This is a genomic window from Bacillus yapensis (genome assembly GCF_005280205.1).
Classification (GTDB): domain Bacteria; phylum Bacillota; class Bacilli; order Bacillales; family Cytobacillaceae; genus Robertmurraya; species Robertmurraya yapensis.
On record NZ_SUND01000001.1, the window covers coordinates 357,840 to 376,217 of the forward strand.

24 protein-coding genes are annotated in these 18,378 nt (G+C 39.2%); 3 read left to right on the forward strand and 21 right to left on the reverse strand.

The window, feature by feature from the left end; genetic code table 11:
- Positions 1–32: 32 nt before the first annotated feature.
- The 13 genes from FAR12_RS01760 to FAR12_RS01820 all read right to left on the reverse strand — a co-directional run bounded on the left by FAR12_RS01760 (position 33) and on the right by FAR12_RS01820 (position 9,001).
- The gene (locus FAR12_RS01760; protein WP_126405532.1) at positions 33–1,301 is read right to left on the reverse strand and encodes an MFS transporter; all 1,269 of its coding nucleotides are present in this window, start codon (positions 1,299–1,301) and stop codon (positions 33–35) included.
- A gap of 49 nt (positions 1,302–1,350) precedes the next feature.
- Entirely contained in the window at positions 1,351–2,001 is a 651-nt protein-coding gene (locus FAR12_RS01765) for an ArsR/SmtB family transcription factor (RefSeq protein WP_126405776.1), read from the reverse strand.
- A 524-nt stretch (positions 2,002–2,525) separates the two neighbouring features.
- Complete coding sequence (locus FAR12_RS01770) at positions 2,526–3,305, reverse strand: sulfite exporter TauE/SafE family protein (RefSeq protein WP_126405534.1); 780 nt, start codon at positions 3,303–3,305, stop codon at positions 2,526–2,528.
- Between the two features lie 33 nt (positions 3,306–3,338).
- A complete protein-coding gene (locus FAR12_RS01775) occupies positions 3,339–3,572 on the reverse strand; it encodes a sulfurtransferase TusA family protein (protein WP_126405536.1) in 234 nt (77 codons plus the stop codon).
- A gap of 17 nt (positions 3,573–3,589) precedes the next feature.
- Entirely contained in the window at positions 3,590–4,702 is a 1,113-nt protein-coding gene (locus tag FAR12_RS01780; RefSeq protein WP_170972062.1) for an MBL fold metallo-hydrolase, read from the reverse strand.
- A gap of 56 nt (positions 4,703–4,758) precedes the next feature.
- Positions 4,759–5,328 (reverse strand): sulfurtransferase TusA family protein, encoded by a 570-nt coding sequence (locus tag FAR12_RS01785; protein WP_126405540.1) that lies wholly within the window; start codon positions 5,326–5,328, stop codon positions 4,759–4,761.
- A 41-nt stretch (positions 5,329–5,369) separates the two neighbouring features.
- Positions 5,370–5,666 carry a rhodanese-like domain-containing protein gene (locus FAR12_RS01790; protein ID WP_126405542.1) on the reverse strand — a complete coding sequence of 99 codons (297 nt, stop codon included), beginning with the start codon at positions 5,664–5,666 and terminating at the stop codon, positions 5,370–5,372.
- 20 nt (positions 5,667–5,686) lie between these two features.
- Positions 5,687–6,166: a DsrE/DsrF/DrsH-like family protein gene (locus FAR12_RS01795; RefSeq protein WP_126405543.1), complete on the reverse strand. Its 480-nt coding sequence runs from the start codon at positions 6,164–6,166 to the stop codon at positions 5,687–5,689.
- A 104-nt stretch (positions 6,167–6,270) separates the two neighbouring features.
- A complete protein-coding gene (locus tag FAR12_RS01800) occupies positions 6,271–6,534 on the reverse strand; it encodes a metal-sensitive transcriptional regulator (protein ID WP_126405545.1) in 264 nt (87 codons plus the stop codon).
- Positions 6,535–6,994: 460 nt separating this feature from the next.
- Entirely contained in the window at positions 6,995–7,486 is a 492-nt protein-coding gene (locus FAR12_RS01805; RefSeq protein WP_425456121.1) for a GNAT family N-acetyltransferase, read from the reverse strand.
- On the reverse strand, positions 7,483–7,935 hold the full coding sequence (locus FAR12_RS01810) for a DinB family protein (RefSeq protein WP_126405548.1): 453 nt from the start codon (positions 7,933–7,935) through the stop codon (positions 7,483–7,485). The genes FAR12_RS01805 and FAR12_RS01810 overlap by 4 nt, the downstream gene beginning before the upstream one ends.
- Before the next feature lie 20 nt (positions 7,936–7,955).
- Positions 7,956–8,495, reverse strand: coding sequence for an MOSC domain-containing protein (locus tag FAR12_RS01815; protein ID WP_126405778.1), 540 nt, complete (start codon positions 8,493–8,495; stop codon positions 7,956–7,958).
- A 41-nt stretch (positions 8,496–8,536) separates the two neighbouring features.
- On the reverse strand, positions 8,537–9,001 hold the full coding sequence (locus tag FAR12_RS01820; RefSeq protein WP_126405550.1) for a GNAT family N-acetyltransferase: 465 nt from the start codon (positions 8,999–9,001) through the stop codon (positions 8,537–8,539).
- A 220-nt stretch (positions 9,002–9,221) separates the two neighbouring features.
- Here FAR12_RS01820 and FAR12_RS01825 point away from each other — a divergent pair, with 220 nt between their 5' ends.
- Together FAR12_RS01825 and FAR12_RS01830 are read left to right on the forward strand one after the other, a co-directional pair.
- Positions 9,222–10,193, forward strand: coding sequence for an NAD(P)-dependent alcohol dehydrogenase (locus tag FAR12_RS01825; RefSeq protein WP_126405552.1), 972 nt, complete (start codon positions 9,222–9,224; stop codon positions 10,191–10,193).
- A gap of 94 nt (positions 10,194–10,287) precedes the next feature.
- Positions 10,288–10,557, forward strand: coding sequence for a hypothetical protein (locus FAR12_RS01830; protein ID WP_126405554.1), 270 nt, complete (start codon positions 10,288–10,290; stop codon positions 10,555–10,557).
- Positions 10,558–10,640: 83 nt separating this feature from the next.
- On the opposite strand, the gene FAR12_RS01835 is transcribed toward FAR12_RS01830, so the two are convergent.
- Positions 10,641–11,834, reverse strand: a complete 1,194-nt coding sequence (locus FAR12_RS01835; protein ID WP_126405556.1) for a PDZ domain-containing protein — start codon at positions 11,832–11,834, stop codon at positions 10,641–10,643.
- Positions 11,835–12,060: 226 nt separating this feature from the next.
- Between FAR12_RS01835 and FAR12_RS23220 the strand changes: the two genes are divergently transcribed.
- A complete protein-coding gene (locus FAR12_RS23220; protein WP_170972049.1) occupies positions 12,061–12,234 on the forward strand; it encodes a hypothetical protein in 174 nt (57 codons plus the stop codon).
- Positions 12,235–12,705: 471 nt separating this feature from the next.
- On the opposite strand, the gene FAR12_RS01840 is transcribed toward FAR12_RS23220, so the two are convergent.
- From FAR12_RS01840 to FAR12_RS01870, 7 genes are all read right to left on the reverse strand, one after another.
- The gene (locus tag FAR12_RS01840; protein ID WP_126405558.1) at positions 12,706–14,388 is read right to left on the reverse strand and encodes a transglutaminase-like domain-containing protein; all 1,683 of its coding nucleotides are present in this window, start codon (positions 14,386–14,388) and stop codon (positions 12,706–12,708) included.
- 158 nt (positions 14,389–14,546) lie between these two features.
- Positions 14,547–14,840 (reverse strand): hypothetical protein, encoded by a 294-nt coding sequence (locus tag FAR12_RS01845; RefSeq protein WP_126405560.1) that lies wholly within the window; start codon positions 14,838–14,840, stop codon positions 14,547–14,549.
- Between the two features lie 119 nt (positions 14,841–14,959).
- On the reverse strand, positions 14,960–15,253 hold the full coding sequence (locus FAR12_RS01850) for a hypothetical protein (protein WP_126405562.1): 294 nt from the start codon (positions 15,251–15,253) through the stop codon (positions 14,960–14,962).
- 26 nt (positions 15,254–15,279) lie between these two features.
- Positions 15,280–16,830 (reverse strand): phage tail tape measure protein, encoded by a 1,551-nt coding sequence (locus tag FAR12_RS01855; protein ID WP_126405564.1) that lies wholly within the window; start codon positions 16,828–16,830, stop codon positions 15,280–15,282.
- 30 nt (positions 16,831–16,860) lie between these two features.
- Complete coding sequence (locus FAR12_RS01860; RefSeq protein ID WP_170972050.1) at positions 16,861–17,616, reverse strand: pilus assembly protein TadG-related protein; 756 nt, start codon at positions 17,614–17,616, stop codon at positions 16,861–16,863.
- Positions 17,606–17,989, reverse strand: a complete 384-nt coding sequence (locus FAR12_RS01865; protein ID WP_170972051.1) for a TadE/TadG family type IV pilus assembly protein — start codon at positions 17,987–17,989, stop codon at positions 17,606–17,608. The genes FAR12_RS01860 and FAR12_RS01865 overlap by 11 nt, the downstream gene beginning before the upstream one ends.
- Positions 17,990–18,021: 32 nt before the next feature.
- Positions 18,022–18,228: a hypothetical protein gene (locus FAR12_RS01870; protein ID WP_126405569.1), complete on the reverse strand. Its 207-nt coding sequence runs from the start codon at positions 18,226–18,228 to the stop codon at positions 18,022–18,024.
- Positions 18,229–18,378 lie beyond the last annotated feature (150 nt).

Genomic DNA, 18,378 nt, shown 5'->3' on the forward strand with positions numbered 1-18,378 from the left:
GCAACTTTGACTACCGTTTCCAAAATTAAGATCTACTTTTTACTACCGCGAGCCCAGAATACAACTGGAATTAGGATTAATGATAAAATCCCACCCGCGAGAGATAGTATTGGATAACTTGAATTTGCCACAATTATTCCAGACATGGCACCACCTGAAGCTCCGGATAAGGCGATTAATACGTCAACTGTACCTTGAGTTTTTGCGTTGGTTGAAGTTTCTGTGGAGTCAACGATGAGAGCAGTCCCACTTATTAAACCAAAATTCCAACCTAGTCCAAGTAAAGAAAGAGCTATGATTAGAAAAAACATAGAATCACCTGGTGCTATTGCGGAGATTAAACCTGCCAGTAATAACGTAACTCCAGAAGCAATCGCCATCCCAGTGCGACCAATTTTATCAACAAGGACTCCAGTAATCAATGAAGGAAGATACATTGAACCGATATGAAAGCCTATCACAAGACCTATCTCACCAAGGCCATGTCCATGATGTCTCATATGGACTGGTGTCATTGTCATAATGGCAACCATGACAATTTGAGTAAGCGCCATAATCGTTGCTCCTACGTAAATTCCTCTTTTGTTTCCTACCTGTTCGCCATTTGCAAATTGACCGTTTTGATTCAATTCTTGCTTATAGAACTCAATTGTTCTTGCAATAACTAATGGATCTGGACGAAGCATAACGAAAAGCACAAGCCCCGCTAAAATATATGCAGCTGCAGATAAAATGAATGGACCAGCTAGTGATGGAACACCAATAGCGAGAGCGAAATCCCCCATCACATTTACTAAGTTTGGACCAGCAACAGCACCAAATGTTGTAAAAACCATTGTAATACTAATGGCAGTGGCCCTTTGTTTATTATTTGCTAAATCCGTCCCTGCATAACGAGCTTGTAAATTTGTCGCCGTCCCTGCACCATAAATCAATAAAGAAGCAAACAGCAGAAAAGCACTATTAACCAAAGCTGCAATAATGACTCCTATTGCTCCAAGTCCACCAATCATAAATCCGACTGTTAAGCCTGTACGACGACCGTACTTTTGAGAAAACCTCCCAACAAACAGGGCAGCTCCTGCAGAGCCTAATGTGAATAGCGCTGAGGGAAGTCCAGCATAAGCATCAGTCCCAAGCATCTGCTGGGCTAACAGTGCGCCAACAGTAATTCCGGCTGCTAATCCTGCACCACCAAATATTTGTGAAATACTTACAATAAATAGCGTACGTTTATATAACTTTTTTTGATTTTCTTGTGAAACAGCATAACTTTGGCTTAAGTGATTAGGATTAGCCATTGTTGAATACCACGCATTCTAATGCCATCTTAATTCCCCCAAATTCATTTTATCTACCTATAAACATCTTCCAATCATTGACACCTTCCTCTAAACGAAAGGCATTAACACCATTAGCTCTTAATAATTCAACAGCTTCCACCGACATTAAACAATAACGACCTCGGCAATAGGCCACAACATCAACATTGCTAGGTATAGAAGAGAGTTTCTCTTTTAACTCCTCAATTGGCATAGAAACTGCACCAGGAATATGAGCCTCTTCGTATTCCTCTATTGGTCTCACATCCAGCAAAATAACTTCACCTTTGGCCATCCGTTCGTTTAGTTCTAAAAGTGATACCCCATCCATACCCAGATTAGCATTTAAGAATTCTTGTTTTATTTGTTGAATATGTGCAAACTGGTTTTCCGCCAAATTATGTAGCGAAGTTAAAAAATCCAAAATGGCTGAATCTGCGAGTTCGTAGATGACGTAATTCCCTTTCTTCTGAAACTTAACTAATTTTGAATTAGCAAGGGTTTGTAAATGTTGAGATACATTGGCCACAGACATGACAGTTGCTTTTGATAAAGCCTCCACCGATTTTGGACCTTGAGACAAAATATCAAGAATTTCTAATCGCTTCGGGCTAGAAAGACTTTTGCCTATTCTTGCAAACTCTTGATACAACAAATTTTTCAGATCACGTTCATTAATCATATGAAATCACCACTTTCACTATTCAAGTGTTTTATTGAATAGTTGAATTATAGCCGTGATTAGGATCTTTTTCAATCAAAGTTCCTTCGATATGACCAACAACAAAAAGCCGGGTATAGCAATTTATAAAAATTGTATACACCCGACTTTTCTTTTTCTTTACTCCCAGTTAACAGAAAAATAACCTTTTATATTATCCAAGGAATTCTCTTAGCAGCATCTTCCCGTTGAACCAATCATCGAAATCCCTTGGCCATTTCCACTAAGGTCGAGCATTAGGTCTTCCGTATTCGGCTCAATAATAGGGTCAATCGCTACCTTTATTTCATTAATAACAACGATAATATCATCTTCTTCTGGCTCATCCAGAGCCAGTCCTATCCTTGGCTCCCCTCAGCCAAAGCCATCAAAAAAGATACGAATGTTGTTAGCATTCTCTTTTTCGAACATTTTTTTAAATTCGTCACGTGCTGCGTCTGTGATAATCAAGTTCGTTTCCTCCTTTTGTTGAATCCTTCTTATTATACTAAAATATCCATCCAGATCTTCACTGCTGTAGCTAATATCAGCACACCCATGATCATTTGCAGGACCTTTGTATTTATTTTCTTCCCTGTATTCGCTCCTAGTGGAGAACCGATTAAGCTAGCTACTACAATGATGAGTGTCGAAAATATCTCAATATGGTCAGTGGAAATTTTACCAGCAATAGAACCGATTGATGAAATAAGCGTTATGGCTAGAGATGATGCGATCGTCATTCGAGTTGGAATTTTCAATACCGTTAGCATAATCGGCACTAAGAGAAATGCTCCACCTGCACCAACAATCCCCGCAGCAATTCCGACTATAAACGAAAGAATGACGGCAAGAGTTCTGTTAAAATCAACCTGTTCAAGAGGTAGATCATCTACGCCCATTTTCGGCATTAACATCATGACAACAGCGACAAGCGCTAAAATGCCATACACAATATTGATGACCGTATCCGTTAAGTGTGTCGAACCAAATCCGCCGATAAAACTTCCTATTAAAATACTAATTCCCATAAACGCAATTAATTTCATATTCAAATAACCACTTTTACGATAGGCAATCACACCACCAATGGTTGAAAAAAACACTTGAATGGCCGTAATGACCGAAACCTCATGCGCTGAAAAATGACCAACTCCCAAAGCCACTGGAATATATAATAGCATCGGAAAATTGATAATGGCTCCACCTATTCCAAGCATCCCCGAAATAAACGACCCGACAAACCCTATGAAAAAGAGCGTAATAGCAAGACTAATCTCCATTTTTCCACCTTCAATAAAAGCTTTCCCTATTTTTTAACCTTTTTTAATCCAAAATTTCAATACGCCATGTTCTTCTTCGTGCTGTATCAACTCATGTCCGCCTGATGCTGCCCATGCAGCAAGGTCATTCTTTGCCCCTTTATCGGTTGCATGAATTTCTATTTCTAATACCTGACCAGAATCAAGTTCTCCAATTACTTTTCGTGTCTTCACAATCGGCATCGGACAGGCTAAACCTTTGACATCTAATACTTTTGCAGAATCCATTCTAATCCCTCCTTCACTTACCGTACGGCACATCGGTTTGGGCCGATTTCCATTTCTCGTTGCTTATCTATATCTGGATTGATTTTTCCCATATTCGTTTCACGAATCTCTTGATAAGCATTTGGCTGAGGAGGTAAGTTTTCTGTGACGAGACTTCTAAATTTACTTTCATCCGCAATATTAAGACCATGATTTTTTTCAAAAAGAGTACCTAGCTTTTCAGAAACACTTCCATCTTCGTTCAATTCGTCAATGATCATAAAATGGGCAGGTAATACGATGAGTTCTCCTGATAATTCTTTATAGCGAGAATATAATGTTTCTCTTAAATCACTGACCCAATCCTCTGCTTTCCCAGCAAGGTCTGGTCTCCCAATCGAATCCACAAATAAAATATCACCGGATAATAAAAACTTTTGGTCGACTACAAAAGAAGTAGATCCGATTGTATGACCTGGTGAATACAGAGCTTGAATCTGAATGGTCGTATGACCAATACTAACATCATTTCCATCTTCTAGCGGACTATATTTAAACGTTACTTCTGTTGCATCTTTTGGAGGGAGCCAATACGTTGCACCCGTCTTTTGAGCAATCGAACGCCCGCCAGAAATATGGTCAGCGTGAAGATGTGTATCAAATACATGCTTGATGGTTGCGCCAATCCTTTTAGCAAAATCGATATAAACATCCGTCATACGCGTGGCATCAATAAGTGCAGCTTCACCGTTCGAAACGACCATGTAGGACAAGCAGCCTTTTCCAATCCGTACAAATTGATAAATTTGACCACCATCCGTTAAGTCGGCGATTTTTACAGGTTCTAGATGTTCACTCCAAGCCTTCATCCCACCTTCTAAATAAAAAACATTTAGGCCAGCTTCTGAAAGCATCTCTGCCACCATGACAGATGAACCTTCCTTAGCACAGGTTACTAAAATATTTTTATCAGCAGGAATTTCTCCAAGGATTTCTTCAACACCGTCAAGTAATTCAAAATAAGGAATATTTAAATACGAAAAATTCGCTCCTTCAATTTTCCAATCTTGAAAGTCACTCTGATTACGAACATCCAAAATAAATAATTCTTCTCTATTATATACTTTTTTTGTGACCTCTCCAGATGTCATGACATTTATCGTCACTTTACTACCCCCTATGGTATTTTCGAATTCAAAAAAAAATATTAGCTTTCTATCCCAGTTACTGTTCCCGTCCATTGACTCATGCCTGGTACCACATTTATGACCTGTGAAAAACCATTTTTCCCTAGCAATTGGCAAGCCAAATCACTACGATTCCCAGTTCGACAAATCACATAAATGTTCTTTTCTTTGCTAAGTTCTCCGATTCTTTCTTCTAGTTCACCCAAAGGAATGGAAATGGCCCCTGGAATATGGGTAAAGGCATATTCCGCGCTTTCCCTTACGTCTAGAATTGTGACATCTTCTCCAAGTCTCTGTTCGAGCTCTTCATTTTTCACGACATCTGGATGTTTTTTCTCGATTGACTCATCACTTGATGCCTTGCGGAGATAATGCTTCAGTACTCCTCCATCTTCAATCGTTCCTAAAAATTGATGTCCTGTACTTTCAGCCCATGCTTTCATATCCGCTTTTGAACCTCTGTCAGTTGCTTGAACCTCAAGCACCTGTCCAGCTTCTAAATTGTTCATCACTTTTTTCGTCTTCACAATCGGCATAGGACAAGCTAGTCCTTTTGCATCTAATACTTCGTTTGCTTTTACATTTTCCAAAATAATTCCTCCCCTAAGTAGGTATCTTTTTTTCGCAAAAATTATTCTACTTTTCCTTCCCAAGCTAGCATTCCACCAGTCATGTTGATAACATGAAAGCCATGAGATTCTAGAAATTGTGAAGCCTGACTACTTCTACCCCCTGAACGACATACAATCGTATACTCCGTCGATTTATTTAATTCATTCATTCGAAATTCCAGTAAGCTTAAAGGAATATTTACAGCCCCCGGTATTTTTCCAGACTTTACTTCAGCTACTTCACGTACATCGATCAAATTCAGTTTCTTGCCTTCTTCTAAAAATGTTTCTACTTCTTTTGCAGTCATTTCTTTCATCGTGTTTCCTCCTCAAATCACTAGATAAATAGATTCACATTTCCTTCTTGTGCATCTGCTAAGTACGCAGCCACACCTGCATATTCAATATTGTCTAAAAGTTCCTCTTCTTGTAGTCCTAATAAATCCATCGTCATCGTACAAGCTACCAATTTCACATCTTGTTCTTGCGCCATTTCAATCAATTGTGGAAGTGTCATAGCATTATGCTTCTTGATCACGTCCTTTATCATTTTTGGACCAAACCCTGCGAAATTCATTTTCGATAAGCCCATTTTATCTGCGCCTCTTGGCATCATTTTTCCAAACATTTTTTCCATAAAGCCTTTTTTCACAGGAATATTTTCTGCTTTTCGAAGAGCATTTAATCCCCAAAACGTGTGAAAAATAGTCACTTCATGATCATAAGCTGCCGCTCCATTCGCAATAATGTAAGCAGCCATCGCTTTATCGTAATCCCCACTAAATAAGATGATCGTTGTTTTCTTTTTTTCTGACATGATGTTTCCTCCTAATTTATACCCGCATGGGTATTCAAATAAATAAAAATAATTACCCCTAAGGGTATATAAAAATGCAAATAAAAAGAGGGTAGAACCCTTTTTTATCGGCTTTTCACTAGTAGATTTACAGCTTCTTTTACCAACTCTTCCATGCTCTTTTCGCCTTCAGATTCAGCTTTCTGAACACACTCAACTAAGTTGGAACTAACAATAACGCCAATGGTACGATCAATGCCTGATCTTACTGCAGATAGTTGAGTAATAACCTCTTTGCAGTCCTTATCCTCTTCCATCATTTTTAGAATCCCTCTTAGTTGACCTTCAATCCGTTTCACTCTATTCTTCATTTGGTCATTGTAATCCATCTTTTCACCCCTACTATTTACGTTACACTTTTATTCATTATATCAGCGATAATTACGATGTACAAAGCCAATAATAACAAAAGGGATATGATTTATAATATACCCCTATAGGTATATTGTCAACATTGCTTTTTAATTTGATGAAATCGAACGAAAGTATGCCACTCACTCACACTTCTTGGACATTCGCATAAAATAACTATTGAAAGAAACAATTTTCCTTATTATAATTCATATTAAACTGATAGGAATTAAAGTGTATGGAGGAATTTAGTGATGAATTTCATTAAAAACTTATTTATGGATAAATGCCCTCATTGCAATAAAGTATTGATGAATAGCACATCAAGCATACTCAATCCTATTGTAATTAAATCTTGTCCAGAAGGGCATTACGAAAAAGAGTATCATTCTGCATTGGAGACGGTTATTGAGAAACATAAGTATTAAAGAGGTTTTCCTAGGACAATTTTTTCACCATTTTAAAATTGACCAATATAACACCTCTGCGCTCATTCGCTTGCGATCGGACGACTTTGTAGTCGCGAGATTCAAAAAATGGCCTTGCTGTAATGCTCGCATCTGTATCAATTTCGTTCAGATTTAACTTTTTCGCCTCAGATTCTAATCTTTCCACTAATGCAGTTGCTATTCCCATTCCTTGATAATCCTTATGTACGAACAGTCGATCCAGATGTCCGTCTCTGGTTAAGTCACTAAATCCCACTACTTGATGATTGATCTTTGCAACGAAAGTAATATTTTTTCCCAAGGATACTTTCCAAGATTGCATTTTTACGTCCCTTTCATCCCTTGGTGCCCATGCATCTAATTGCTCTTGTGAGTAATCCTTCGCATTGACCGAATGAATCGTTTCATAAAACAAGGAAACAATCGCCTCACAATCCGATTCACGATATTTTAAAATCTCCAATCTGCTGCCTCCTTTCATTCATCCCGATTCTTAATTTGGTTGATATGGTGCTCCATATGATCAACATAATCTTGGATCAACCACTTTAAGGTCTTTAATTCGTTATCCCCTATATCACAAAGATTCATTAACTTCTCATCAGGAATATTGTTCACAATGTGAACGATTTGTTTATTCAATGCCTGAAAAAGATCGATGATTTCATTAACTGGGAGAGCCTGATAATTTTGCAGTGTGACCCATTGTTCTTGGTTATACGTTTGGATCACATACACCTCTTCTTCATATTGAATTTTGATAAACCTCTCCATATTATTAATGGTAGAATCGCAAAGATGTCCTAAGATTTCTTTTTTTGACCACTTATTTGGCAATGGTCGATTTGAAGCTTCCTCTTCAGACATTAATTTGAACTCTTTAGGTAAAACGTTGATCCAATGATTGATTCTTTCAACAACCGTTTTCATCTTCTCTTCTCCCCCTATCGTTAAACGCGCTCCAGCTTTTTAAATGGTTTTGGTGGCAGTTCAACACGGATGGAATCTCCAGGCTTTACTTCTCCACCATGGATAACAATTCCCATGACTCCTGCTTTTCTAACTAAATTGCCTTCAGCATCTTTATCTAAAACAGCTTTTAAGAGCCCATGTTTAAAATTATCGATTTGAGCACATGGGTTTCGTAACCCCGTTAATTTGACAATGGCACTCTGACCAACATACAAGAGTGTGTCCGTCGGCAGTTCAAGAAGATTAATTCCGACAGTAGTAATATTTTCACCCATTTGTCCAGGTTCGACCTTAAAACGCTCAGCTAATTCTTCGAACAATTCACTTTGAATCAAATGGACTTGCCTTAAATTCGGCTGGTTTGGATCCTGTGCCACTCTTGACCGATGTTTAACATTCACGCCGAAATGGGCATCCCCTTCAACCCCTAATCCTTTTACTAATTTTACCTTTTGTAGATTTTCTTTACTGAACGTATGTTTTTCACTTCGACTAACCGCGATGACTTTTCCTATGATTTCATTCAACTTTTTTTGCCCCCCCTTTCTCTAAAAGATTACTATTCTAGTTTCAGCTTTAATCCCTCATGTGTCGCCTTAAAACCCAAACTCTCATAAAAACGTAATGCATCAACTCTTTGCTTATCTGTTGTTAGTTGAACCAAGTGACAACCGCGATCCTTCGAACGTTGAATCGCCCATTTTATCAATTTCGTTCCTACTCCTTTACCACGTACTTGAGAGGATGTTCTCACTCCTTCAATCGTAGCTCTCCATCCACCTTGGTATGTAATGTAAGGGGTAAATGTAATCTGTTGCACACCAATTACTTCATTTCCCTGACAAGCGACTACCAATTCATTATTTGGATCCGATGTGATAGCATCAAATGCTTTTATGTAACTTTCCGGGAGAGGCTGTTCATAACGCTCACGATTCCTTCCCAATTCATCATCAGCAAGCATTTCAACAATCTTATCTAAATCTTGTTCATTCGCTAATCTAATTGTGATTTCAGTTTCCATGAAAGCTTCCTCCCAACTGTACATTATAGATATGATCCTATCTCACGAGGCAGAAGAAGTTAATTTCAATTTGTTTATAGTGGATCATAAGGATTTCTTATGCATTCATAGACGAGTGGCCGTTTGAAATCAATAAAGATTTGTAAATTCGTATATTTTTGCGAATTTCTCCTTTCATATATTCGTATTATTATCATCAATAACTTTTGGAGGGGGATGGATGAAAGCGATCATTAGTCCGAAATATGGTTCACCCGATGTCCTCGAATTAAAGGAGGTTGAAAAACCGGTACCGACAGAAAATCAAATGTTGGTCAAGATTCGAGCGGCTTCAATAAACTTTGGCAATCTTGTTCTTTTAAAAGGAGAACCCTATTTAGCTCGCTTTGCTTTCGGAATGCGGCGACCAAAATATCCGATTCCAGGTGGGGATATTGCTGGGATCGTCGAAGCTGTTGGTAAAAATGTTACGCAGTTTCGCATCGGAGATGAAGTGTTTGGAGATCTTTCTGCATGTGGATGGGGTAGTTTTGCTGAACACGCTACTGCTCCAGAACAAGCCTTAGCCTTGAAACCAGCCAATATCACGTTTGAAGAAGCAGCTGCCGCGCCGATGGCAGGTGTTACTGCCCTACAAGGATTACGTGATAAAGGCAAGATCCAGTCTGGCCAAAAAGTATTAATTAACGGTGCGTCTGGTGGCGTCGGTACATTCGCTGTACAGATCGCCAAATCAAGCGGAGCAGAAGTTACCGGTGTGTGTAGTACACGAAATATAAATATTTTACATTCACTCGGAGCAGACCATGTCATCGACTATACAAAAAAAAATTTCACTCAAAATGCAGAGAAGTATGACTTGATTCTTGGTGTCAATGGCTCCCACCCTATCTCAGCTTATAAACGATCACTAAAACCAAATGGGATCTTTGTTCATGTAGGCGGTACCGAAACTCAAATGTATCAAACTCTACTGCTCGGACCTTTTATTTCCATGACGAGTAATAAGAAAATGAGCAATCTGCTGCAGAAATCGAACCAAGAAGATCTCAATATTCTAAGAGAACTACTTGCAGATGGCAAAGTAAAATCGGTCATTGATAGACGGTATAAGCTTAATGAAGTTGCTGATGCCTTTAGGTATTTTGAAGAAGGGCATACCCAGGGGAAGGTCGTCATTACAATTAGTTGATTTTTTACATCGAACTCTCAAAAGTAAAAATCGAATGATTTAAATTCCCAATGCATAAATTTTTAATATCATTTACAAACAAAGGAGCTCGTCTATGTTTAATTCGACAAACAAAGAAGAGAATGATCAATCAGACCTCCCTTCTAGCCTTAGACTCGCACTAACGGTATCGTTCGTTGCTATCATTGAAGAATTTCTTGCATTGCTCTCGGTTCTAGATTCTATTGAAGAATATAAAATGGAAGTAGAAAACGAAAAAAAAGTTCAGGAAGAATTAGATGGGAAATTCAAAGAAATGCAACAACAAATCGACGAATTGACTAAGGAAGTAAATAGATTAAAGTATAGAAGAGGTGGCTTTTGATAACTGTAACCATTACATACATAAAACCCACAAAAAAACACAGCGCCCCAATTAAGGCGTTGTGTTTCTATAATTGTTATGCATCAAACCGCTGCCGTTCCCCACTTCTTCTCTTCCTGAACGAAGAGGATTCCTAATTCGTGATGATCGCCTTCATAGAGCGCTCTTTGAACGAAGCGGACTTGGCCATTGACGTCTAGTACCTCGAGTTTACAGTGAGCTCGATTTCGTTGGAGGGCTTCGTAGAAGGTTTGCTCATCGTGGACGAGCGTTCCGTTCACCTTTGTCACGAGTTCCCCAACCTGAAGCGCCATTTTACTCGCAGGTGAGCCTGGTAGCACACCTAGGATCATGACACCATGATTTTGTTTGGAAAAATAAAATGGTGAATCGTCATCTTTTATTCGTTGTCTTAATGTCAAAACTTCACGTCCAACAATGGCGATTGCCACAACCCCTATCGCTAAAATCGGTAGCCAGTAGCTTCCGACGGATAGAAGTGCCAAAAAGATACCCAACGCCACAACTTTTTTACCAAAAGCCTGGATAGCCACCTTTGGAAGCATGCCCTGTATTTGCTGATGGAATCCAACCGCAAATGGCACGAGAATCATTGAATAGCTTTCGGTTCCAATTGAAAATACCGGCCACCATTCAAATGGAGCCTGCAACGCCGTTCCTGGTATGAACAAGAACACGGGGACCATCCATAAACGCTTCACTTCATGCAATCCTACTCTTTGACCCCTTTTACTTTTCATTAGCTTAGGTGATGTCCCTTTTTTCCCATTAATAAGAATCAAGAGTCCCTCTCCGATGACTAATAAGGAAAGCAGTGCCGCGATTGAAGGAAAGATTTTCTCGTCTAATTGATGAAATGCATCACGGAATAATGGTACGGACCACTCTTCCCCTCCTGCAACTACCGTTAGGAAAAAGGCTAAGCCAACAACATAGACAGGTGCAATCAGGCGAGGTTTTGTTGTCGCGCTTAAAAGGATGGTGAGTACCGCCATAAAAAGAATCGTTGCGAACGGAATCGTGATACCCGCTGTGATGGTCACGATCGATATGCCAATCCCGATGACAATCCCCAATGGAAGTAGCTGTCTTAATTCAAAATAAGCATTCTCCGAGCGAACCGAGAAGTTTTTGCGCTCCCTTTTTACTCGTGAAACGCCTAATGCAGCCGCGATAAAAAAGCAATAATAAAATACCGGATGAAGAAAAAGCTTAAGCGTGCCCTTTAATAGTTCCAACAGCCAATCTAAACCCACATCTGCCACCTACCTTTATCTAAAATTCTATTAAAATGCTTCTAGCATCTCTATGTAAAATGGTTTCAATTTCTATTTTACCAAATGTTAGGCAGATTAGGCACCTATAAATAGAGTCATTTTTGATAGATTACGTAAATCATCCTTCCCTGCCATGTAAATCAACTTGTTCGAATAATTTCACCAATACTTCACATCCTATGTGAGTGTGAAGGAGGTGAACTTTTTGTCTACTCAATCAAATGGTGATAAGAAGAAGCAGAATGCAAGCAACATGACCAACCAGCAAGGATCAGGAACACAGTATCATAAGGAACATACCAATCCAGCTATGGGATACGGTGACATTGATCCGAATGCTGAACAGCAAAGCAATGTAACCGACAATACAGAGCACTAACATTCACGCCATTTTATATGGCGTTTTTTTCTTATATTATGCTCTGTAAAAGGTGGGTGTTGATTTTATCACATTGAAAAATAAGCGGATACATTCCGGCTAAATCAAGAAATTCACCTATTTTCATACAAGTAAGCGGAATTTTTTCGGTTACGCTATCCATTTTCATGATTTTAAGGATTTTTGGGTCATTTAAGCGGAAAATCTCCACCAATCTCATCTAATATTCATTAATTTTCAAAATAAACGGAATTTCTCCGGTTTAGTGGATACATCTGTCGAAAATCAAAAAATCAACAATGAACAATAAAAGAACATTCTATTATGAAGATGATTTCCGATCACCTCAAGAAACAAACAGATCGGTTTAAGATATAACGTTCTCATATTGTGAAATCTAAAAAACGCTTGACGAAAAAATTTGAGTTTTTCGTCAAGCGTTTTGAATTCAAGAGCACTCACCACGTTTTTTTAATACATTACACCTGTTCGGTAATGTGTTTTCTCAAACTCTTGCATATTTGGGTCAAAATACTCCTCATTAAAAGCAGCCACAAATTGGTCGTCTTTGATATAGCCAGCTCCCCAAGTTGGGTCCATCACAAGCCAGTTTCCGTCGACCTTCGCTTCGACCCAGGCGTGTTTGGATGGCCAGAACCCACCCATAGCCGTACCCTCTATGAATCTTGCTTCGATATTAGCCGCCCTTAGTAAGGCAATCGCCAAATAAGCATAGTCTTGGCAAACACCTGTTTTTTCCTCAAGCGTTTTAAGTGCACTATCATCCCATTCAAACTCATCGTTTTTCATTTTACTCACATCGTAAGAAATATTCTGTGCGACATAATCATAGATTGCTTTGGTTTTCTCTCGTACGGTGGCTTTTCCTTGTGTTATTTCCTCAGCTAGTTGGATAATTTTCGGATCGTCTGATTGTACACCTCTGGCTGGAAGCAAATCTCTTTTATCCTCACCCGTAGATTCGACCTCGAACTTCGCAAATCCAAAATAACGAAAACGATCGCTATTTTCCTCTATAATCTCTGGAACACTTACGGTAATTTCATAAGTCCCCGGTCCGAACCTTAAATAGAACGAATCATCGAAGGAGAAATCCTTAACTGGAATGACATCTAATGCCTCATCCTCCCCTTTTACCGAGGTAACATAAATATGAGTCGTTTCTTCCGCAAATTCAGCGTTCGGGTCAATTGAACCTTTGATATGATACTCTCCCTCAGAGATGACTCCACCAAATGTCGGTTCCTCCAAGGTAACTCCGCGCTCAATATAAACATCCGAGAATTCAATTGGCTTCATCAACTGTTCTGACTCGTTATCTACTAAAATATTTGTCCCAAGCTGATAATAATTTTCGCTTTCTGCATCTGGGACTAATACCTCTATCTCGTGCAGACCCTTTCCATAGAACAGCGGCACCTCATATTCAAATTTTCCATCCTTTATCGGTAAAAGATGCTTCCATTCCTCCGAATCCTTTGTCACACTCAGCATAACCGAGTCACCATTCGTCAGATTCGACGCCTCTCCTTTAAGTAGGAAAGTCTGGTTTTCTTTTACATAACTTGTTTTTAAGTCCAGTGATAACCCAGCTAAAATTCCAAACGGTGTGTAAGTGAGATCTCTTTGCTGCTCTGGATTAACGTTGATCACTTCAAAACTTGCTGTATCATAAAAATAATCCTCTGCGTCCGTACTTGGGAGCTGGACGGTTACTTGATAATCGCCTTCCCCGTTAAAAAAATGAATCGTTTGTTTAAAGGCTCCATCCTTAATCGGAGCATAATATTCATGCTCTGAACCGGCTGGACCTTCTTCATTCGATCGAATCTTAATCCATGCATAGTCTGCTTGTAGCTGACTAGCTTGTTCAATCTTCCCCTCAATCGTCACTTTTCCATTTGCCGCGAATTTTTGGTATTTGGGCTTACTGAGCGTAGCACCGATTTCCTCAGCGTATGAAGTCAATTCAAGAGGCAGAAGCTCAAGTTCGCTGTTTTTCTGTTCTACTAATTTTTCATATTTATTTTTCTCTGCTTCCTTTGCTTTTGTTTCGCTCTTATCCGCATTGCTACAGGCGACTAGAAGTATTACACAGCAAAGAAAACCAAACAGTTGCACTTTTCGTTTCATAGTCTCCTCCTTCAAAAGAACATCTTCCAGTATTTTCATTTTATAAGTTTTACGTTTTTTCTAGAGGAATAGTTTCTGAGACTTATGGACTCTTTTAGACCGCAATAAAAGTCCTGACTTTTGCATTTTGTTTGAAAGTTTTTCATTTCTCAACAGGATTAAACGAGTGCAGTCGCTGCCCTCCAAATAAGAAAAAATGCAGCCACAGAAAGACCAACATAAATAGTACTTTTTGTTTTTTTATTGCTTTTTTCATTAATTCCTGCAAAATCAACAGCAGTAAGTATACAAGCAATGAATATTAGTCCTAGAAATGTATACATATTCCCTCTCTGACCATCTAAATTAATTTCCCAATTTTCATCCATATTTCGAGCTAAATAGATCCCAAATATTAGCACTACTACACCTACGTAAGACCAAGTAATGATAGAGAATTTCTTTTTATTCAAATTTCCACCTCATATTTCCAATGTAGTGATTGAGGTTTAAGGGAATATAGACAGATTTCTTTTGTTGATTATTTATTTTTTATTCCAGATTTTACAAAAAAGAAATCAGTAAATTTCTTTTAAAATATTCCCATTAATAATCTCCATACAAGGAAGAATGTCGCAAGGGATAGTCCGCCATATATCATATTTATAGTAACTTTATTACTTTTATCCCTTACACCTGCTCCATCTATTGCAGTTAGTATTAATGCTATAAAAAATAAACCACCAAATAATACTAAGTTATATTTTTGATCTTGGAAATCTATCATCCAATTTTCATCCATCACTTGGCTTGCATACAATACAAATATAACAATGACTACAAGATAATAAGTGTAAGTAATAATTGTAAAGTGTTTCTTTTTCAACTTCTCACCTCATTATTTGTTACATTCTAATTTAAGGGTTGAGGGTTTACACCCCCACCCATAGGATTTTTAACAGGATTTTTTTCAATTCGATCCGTTGGATTATTTGTAGGATTGTCAGACGGAATATCTGAATCTGGTGTATTTTTTTCCATCTGAGCATCCGTAGGTTCAGTTGGTTTTGGTGTTGGCTTTTCTGAAGGTTTATTTGGTGCATTATTTTCATTACTAGGTAGACCATCATTTATTAGATTCTTTATCTGTTCCTCAATGCCTTTTGTGATACTATCTTCAAGGATGCCAGTAGGTTCTTTAATAAATCTATCAAATATACTCCCAATAATAGGTGACAATAATTTAACAGATAAAAATGCCGTAAGTGATCCTGCAACAAAGTTCTGCCAGTTAAGAAAGTCGCCCGTTTTAAAACCTTCAGCAATCATGTTCTCAAATCCACCATATATCCCTAGAACTGTTACTAATGAACCACTTAATATTAACCCCGGAACTATAATTGGTCCTAATAATGCCCCAGTAATACCTCCAGCAACGGTATCAACTAAAAGACTTTTAACAGAAAACGCTTCTCCATTTGCCCACAATTTAATTATCTGCAATGTTAAATTTGATACAGCACCTGCCGCTGACCCAATTCCTAAACCTTTTAATATTCTCCCCAAAACACCAGACCGAGTATATGCTGTACCAATTTGCCCCCAAGCAGGCAAACCCTTAAACCAACGCCAACTCGAAACGGCTTTCCCTCGAATCCATGGATAGGCAGCTGTTTTCATCCAGCTCCAAGCAGCACTCCCTCGTCCAACCACCCAAGGGACGGCCGTTCCCTTAATCCATGACCAAGCAGCCGGCCCTGCCGTGTGTCTTAACCATGTCCAGCCTGCGGCAAATGCGCCAGTTGTCATTCCGAAATAACCGACAAGTCCGCCTACTAAGGAAGCTCCCAAGGCGCCGAAGAAATTATAATCTTCTCCTGCTAACCACTGATATAAGAAACCAACCCCGATTGCAAGACCAGCAACAACCACAATTACGGCTATAGCTGGCAAACTTCCAACAATCAAGAAAGCACCACCGATGATGATCACTGTTGCTAATAAACCTGCTGCTATCGTTTGGACCCATTCATTCTCCTGAATCCAATCCCAGGCATCCGAGAAAAATTCTCCGATCGAGCTGCCGACATCTTTGAACCAATCTCCAATGTCACCTCCGACATCAGAGATCCAGTCCTTCGTACTATCCCAGGCATCTGATGACCAATCGAGAAATTCATTCCACTGATCCCCAATGGAGTCACCAATGTCTTCGATAAGGTCAATCCCTTTATTACCAATATCTTTTACTTTGTTCCACGCCTTTTTCCACCAAGGAACATTTTCTCCCCCGCCACCGACGGATTCTCCCTTGCCATCGGATATATCTGTTTCGTGAATATTCTGACCATCAGTTTGTATATCTTCTACATTAGCATAAATTGGATGTACTAAAAATGCCTGTAGATAAAGGACTGTAATCATACATATGAAAAATCCAACCCATTTTTCCTTTTGAGGCATCCCTTTTCCTCCTTCACCATCCTTAAAGATTTAGTTGCAAGAAATCGTATAACCTTCCGGATCCCCAATTATCGCTGAGGATTCAGATGTTATCGCAGGAACCTCCCCATCTGGAACAGTGGTGAATTTCCCCCTTCGGTCCGTTTCAACATAGATTCGAAAATCCTCTGGGATAAAAGTAAATTCCGATACGTGATCGTTTTGATTCTTCTCTGCGTATTCTTCTGCTTCTTCTCTGGCGTCCTCTAAATGATTGCGAACAACTTTACAGGACATATCATTGACCTCATCATCATCAAAGAAAAATTTCATAGCTGTCATAGCCTTTACCTTGGCAGAATGATTAAGGAGCCATGCCCTTACATCCCCTGGCATACTCTTTCCCATCATTGCTTCTTTCATATCCACAAACAAATCTAAGAGTTCCTCAGTAGAAGGTGGATCTGGTGGAGGCGTTTCCTCATCGCCATCTTCCTCTCCCTCCTCTTCTTCCAAATCCTCCAAAGCTTCTTCTAAAAATTTCTCCCATTCCTCCCCAAGCTTATCAAGCTCCTCCTGGGTTTTCGTCTGTAATTCGTCTTTCATATAATCATTTGCTGTTTTCGCAGCTGCAATCGCGGCCGCATCGGCCCCGGTTTGCGTGACCCTTTTATTAATAAAGACATTGGAAAAATCAAAAAAGAGCAAGCCAAAAAAGATGGCAGCTAGAACCATGCCGACCATGATCAGGAGAGTCCCGCTGCCTTGTTCATTTTTTAAATAGGATTTCAGTTTATTAGTTTTCATCGGTATCATCCTCCATAGGCATGACCGCATCGACTGTATAAGTAAATTCCATGTCACCAATCAAGGGGAGCTTAACTATCGGAGCTGTGATCTTCACAAATACATGGGCGTCTACCGTTCCCGGTCCACCTGACACCTCTACTTTTATCCCAGATGCAGACCTTTCCGCAACCGCCCTCCAATCAGGATCATGTATGGCCGCAGCTCTTGCCCCATCTCTGGCAGCAGATTCACCGACTACTAACGAAAAAGCAATAAGACCAATTTGCCAAATTATTAGGATGGAGAGAATGATTAAAGGGAACATCGCGACAAACTCAATCGCCTGCGAGCCTCGTTCATTTTTAATATATCTTTTAAAAATCCCCTTCAACGACATCACCTCATCCTTTGCCCATACTATCCTTATAGTCCTTCAATCATTTCTTTCAATTTCCTAATAATCGTTTTACCTAAAGAGGTATCACCATCTAACCCTGCTGCAATGACACCCATAATCGCTAATACTACAAGACCAAGTGCCACCCACTCTAAGGCTTGTGCCCCCTTTTCATTGTTTACATAGCGTGCATACACAGAATTCATTTTGTTCCAAGCTTTCTTCATCAACATGTTCATCCTCCTAATATCGTAAAATTTGTTTTAAACGCCTATTGTTTATTTTCTTACGAAAAAACTTATGGTTTTTTCGTAAGTGTTTTCGACAGACGTACCCACCACATAACCGGAGAAATTCCGTTTATTTCGAAAAATGAATGAAGA

Coding starts and splice junctions, on each gene's coding strand:
- FAR12_RS01840 (WP_126405558.1), bottom strand. CDS start 14,388: ATGAAACGAAAAGTGCAACTGTTTGGTTTTCTTTGCTGTGTAATACTT.
- FAR12_RS01770 (WP_126405534.1), bottom strand. CDS start 3,305: ATGGAGATTAGTCTTGCTATTACGCTCTTTTTCATAGGGTTTGTCGGG.
- FAR12_RS01870 (WP_126405569.1), bottom strand. CDS start 18,228: ATGTTGATGAAGAAAGCTTGGAACAAAATGAATTCTGTGTATGCACGC.
- FAR12_RS01825 (WP_126405552.1), top strand. CDS start 9,222: ATGAAAGCGATCATTAGTCCGAAATATGGTTCACCCGATGTCCTCGAA.
- FAR12_RS01860 (WP_170972050.1), bottom strand. CDS start 17,616: ATGAAAACTAATAAACTGAAATCCTATTTAAAAAATGAACAAGGCAGC.
- FAR12_RS01810 (WP_126405548.1), bottom strand. CDS start 7,935: ATGAAAACGGTTGTTGAAAGAATCAATCATTGGATCAACGTTTTACCT.
- FAR12_RS01830 (WP_126405554.1), top strand. CDS start 10,288: ATGTTTAATTCGACAAACAAAGAAGAGAATGATCAATCAGACCTCCCT.
- FAR12_RS01790 (WP_126405542.1), bottom strand. CDS start 5,666: ATGAAAGAAATGACTGCAAAAGAAGTAGAAACATTTTTAGAAGAAGGC.
- FAR12_RS01760 (WP_126405532.1), bottom strand. CDS start 1,301: ATGGCTAATCCTAATCACTTAAGCCAAAGTTATGCTGTTTCACAAGAA.
- FAR12_RS01780 (WP_170972062.1), bottom strand. CDS start 4,702: ATGACATCTGGAGAGGTCACAAAAAAAGTATATAATAGAGAAGAATTA.
- FAR12_RS01800 (WP_126405545.1), bottom strand. CDS start 6,534: ATGGATTACAATGACCAAATGAAGAATAGAGTGAAACGGATTGAAGGT.
- FAR12_RS01775 (WP_126405536.1), bottom strand. CDS start 3,572: ATGGATTCTGCAAAAGTATTAGATGTCAAAGGTTTAGCCTGTCCGATG.
- FAR12_RS01820 (WP_126405550.1), bottom strand. CDS start 9,001: ATGGAAACTGAAATCACAATTAGATTAGCGAATGAACAAGATTTAGAT.
- FAR12_RS01855 (WP_126405564.1), bottom strand. CDS start 16,830: ATGCCTCAAAAGGAAAAATGGGTTGGATTTTTCATATGTATGATTACA.
- FAR12_RS01795 (WP_126405543.1), bottom strand. CDS start 6,166: ATGTCAGAAAAAAAGAAAACAACGATCATCTTATTTAGTGGGGATTAC.
- FAR12_RS01805 (WP_425456121.1), bottom strand. CDS start 7,486: ATGAAAGGAGGCAGCAGATTGGAGATTTTAAAATATCGTGAATCGGAT.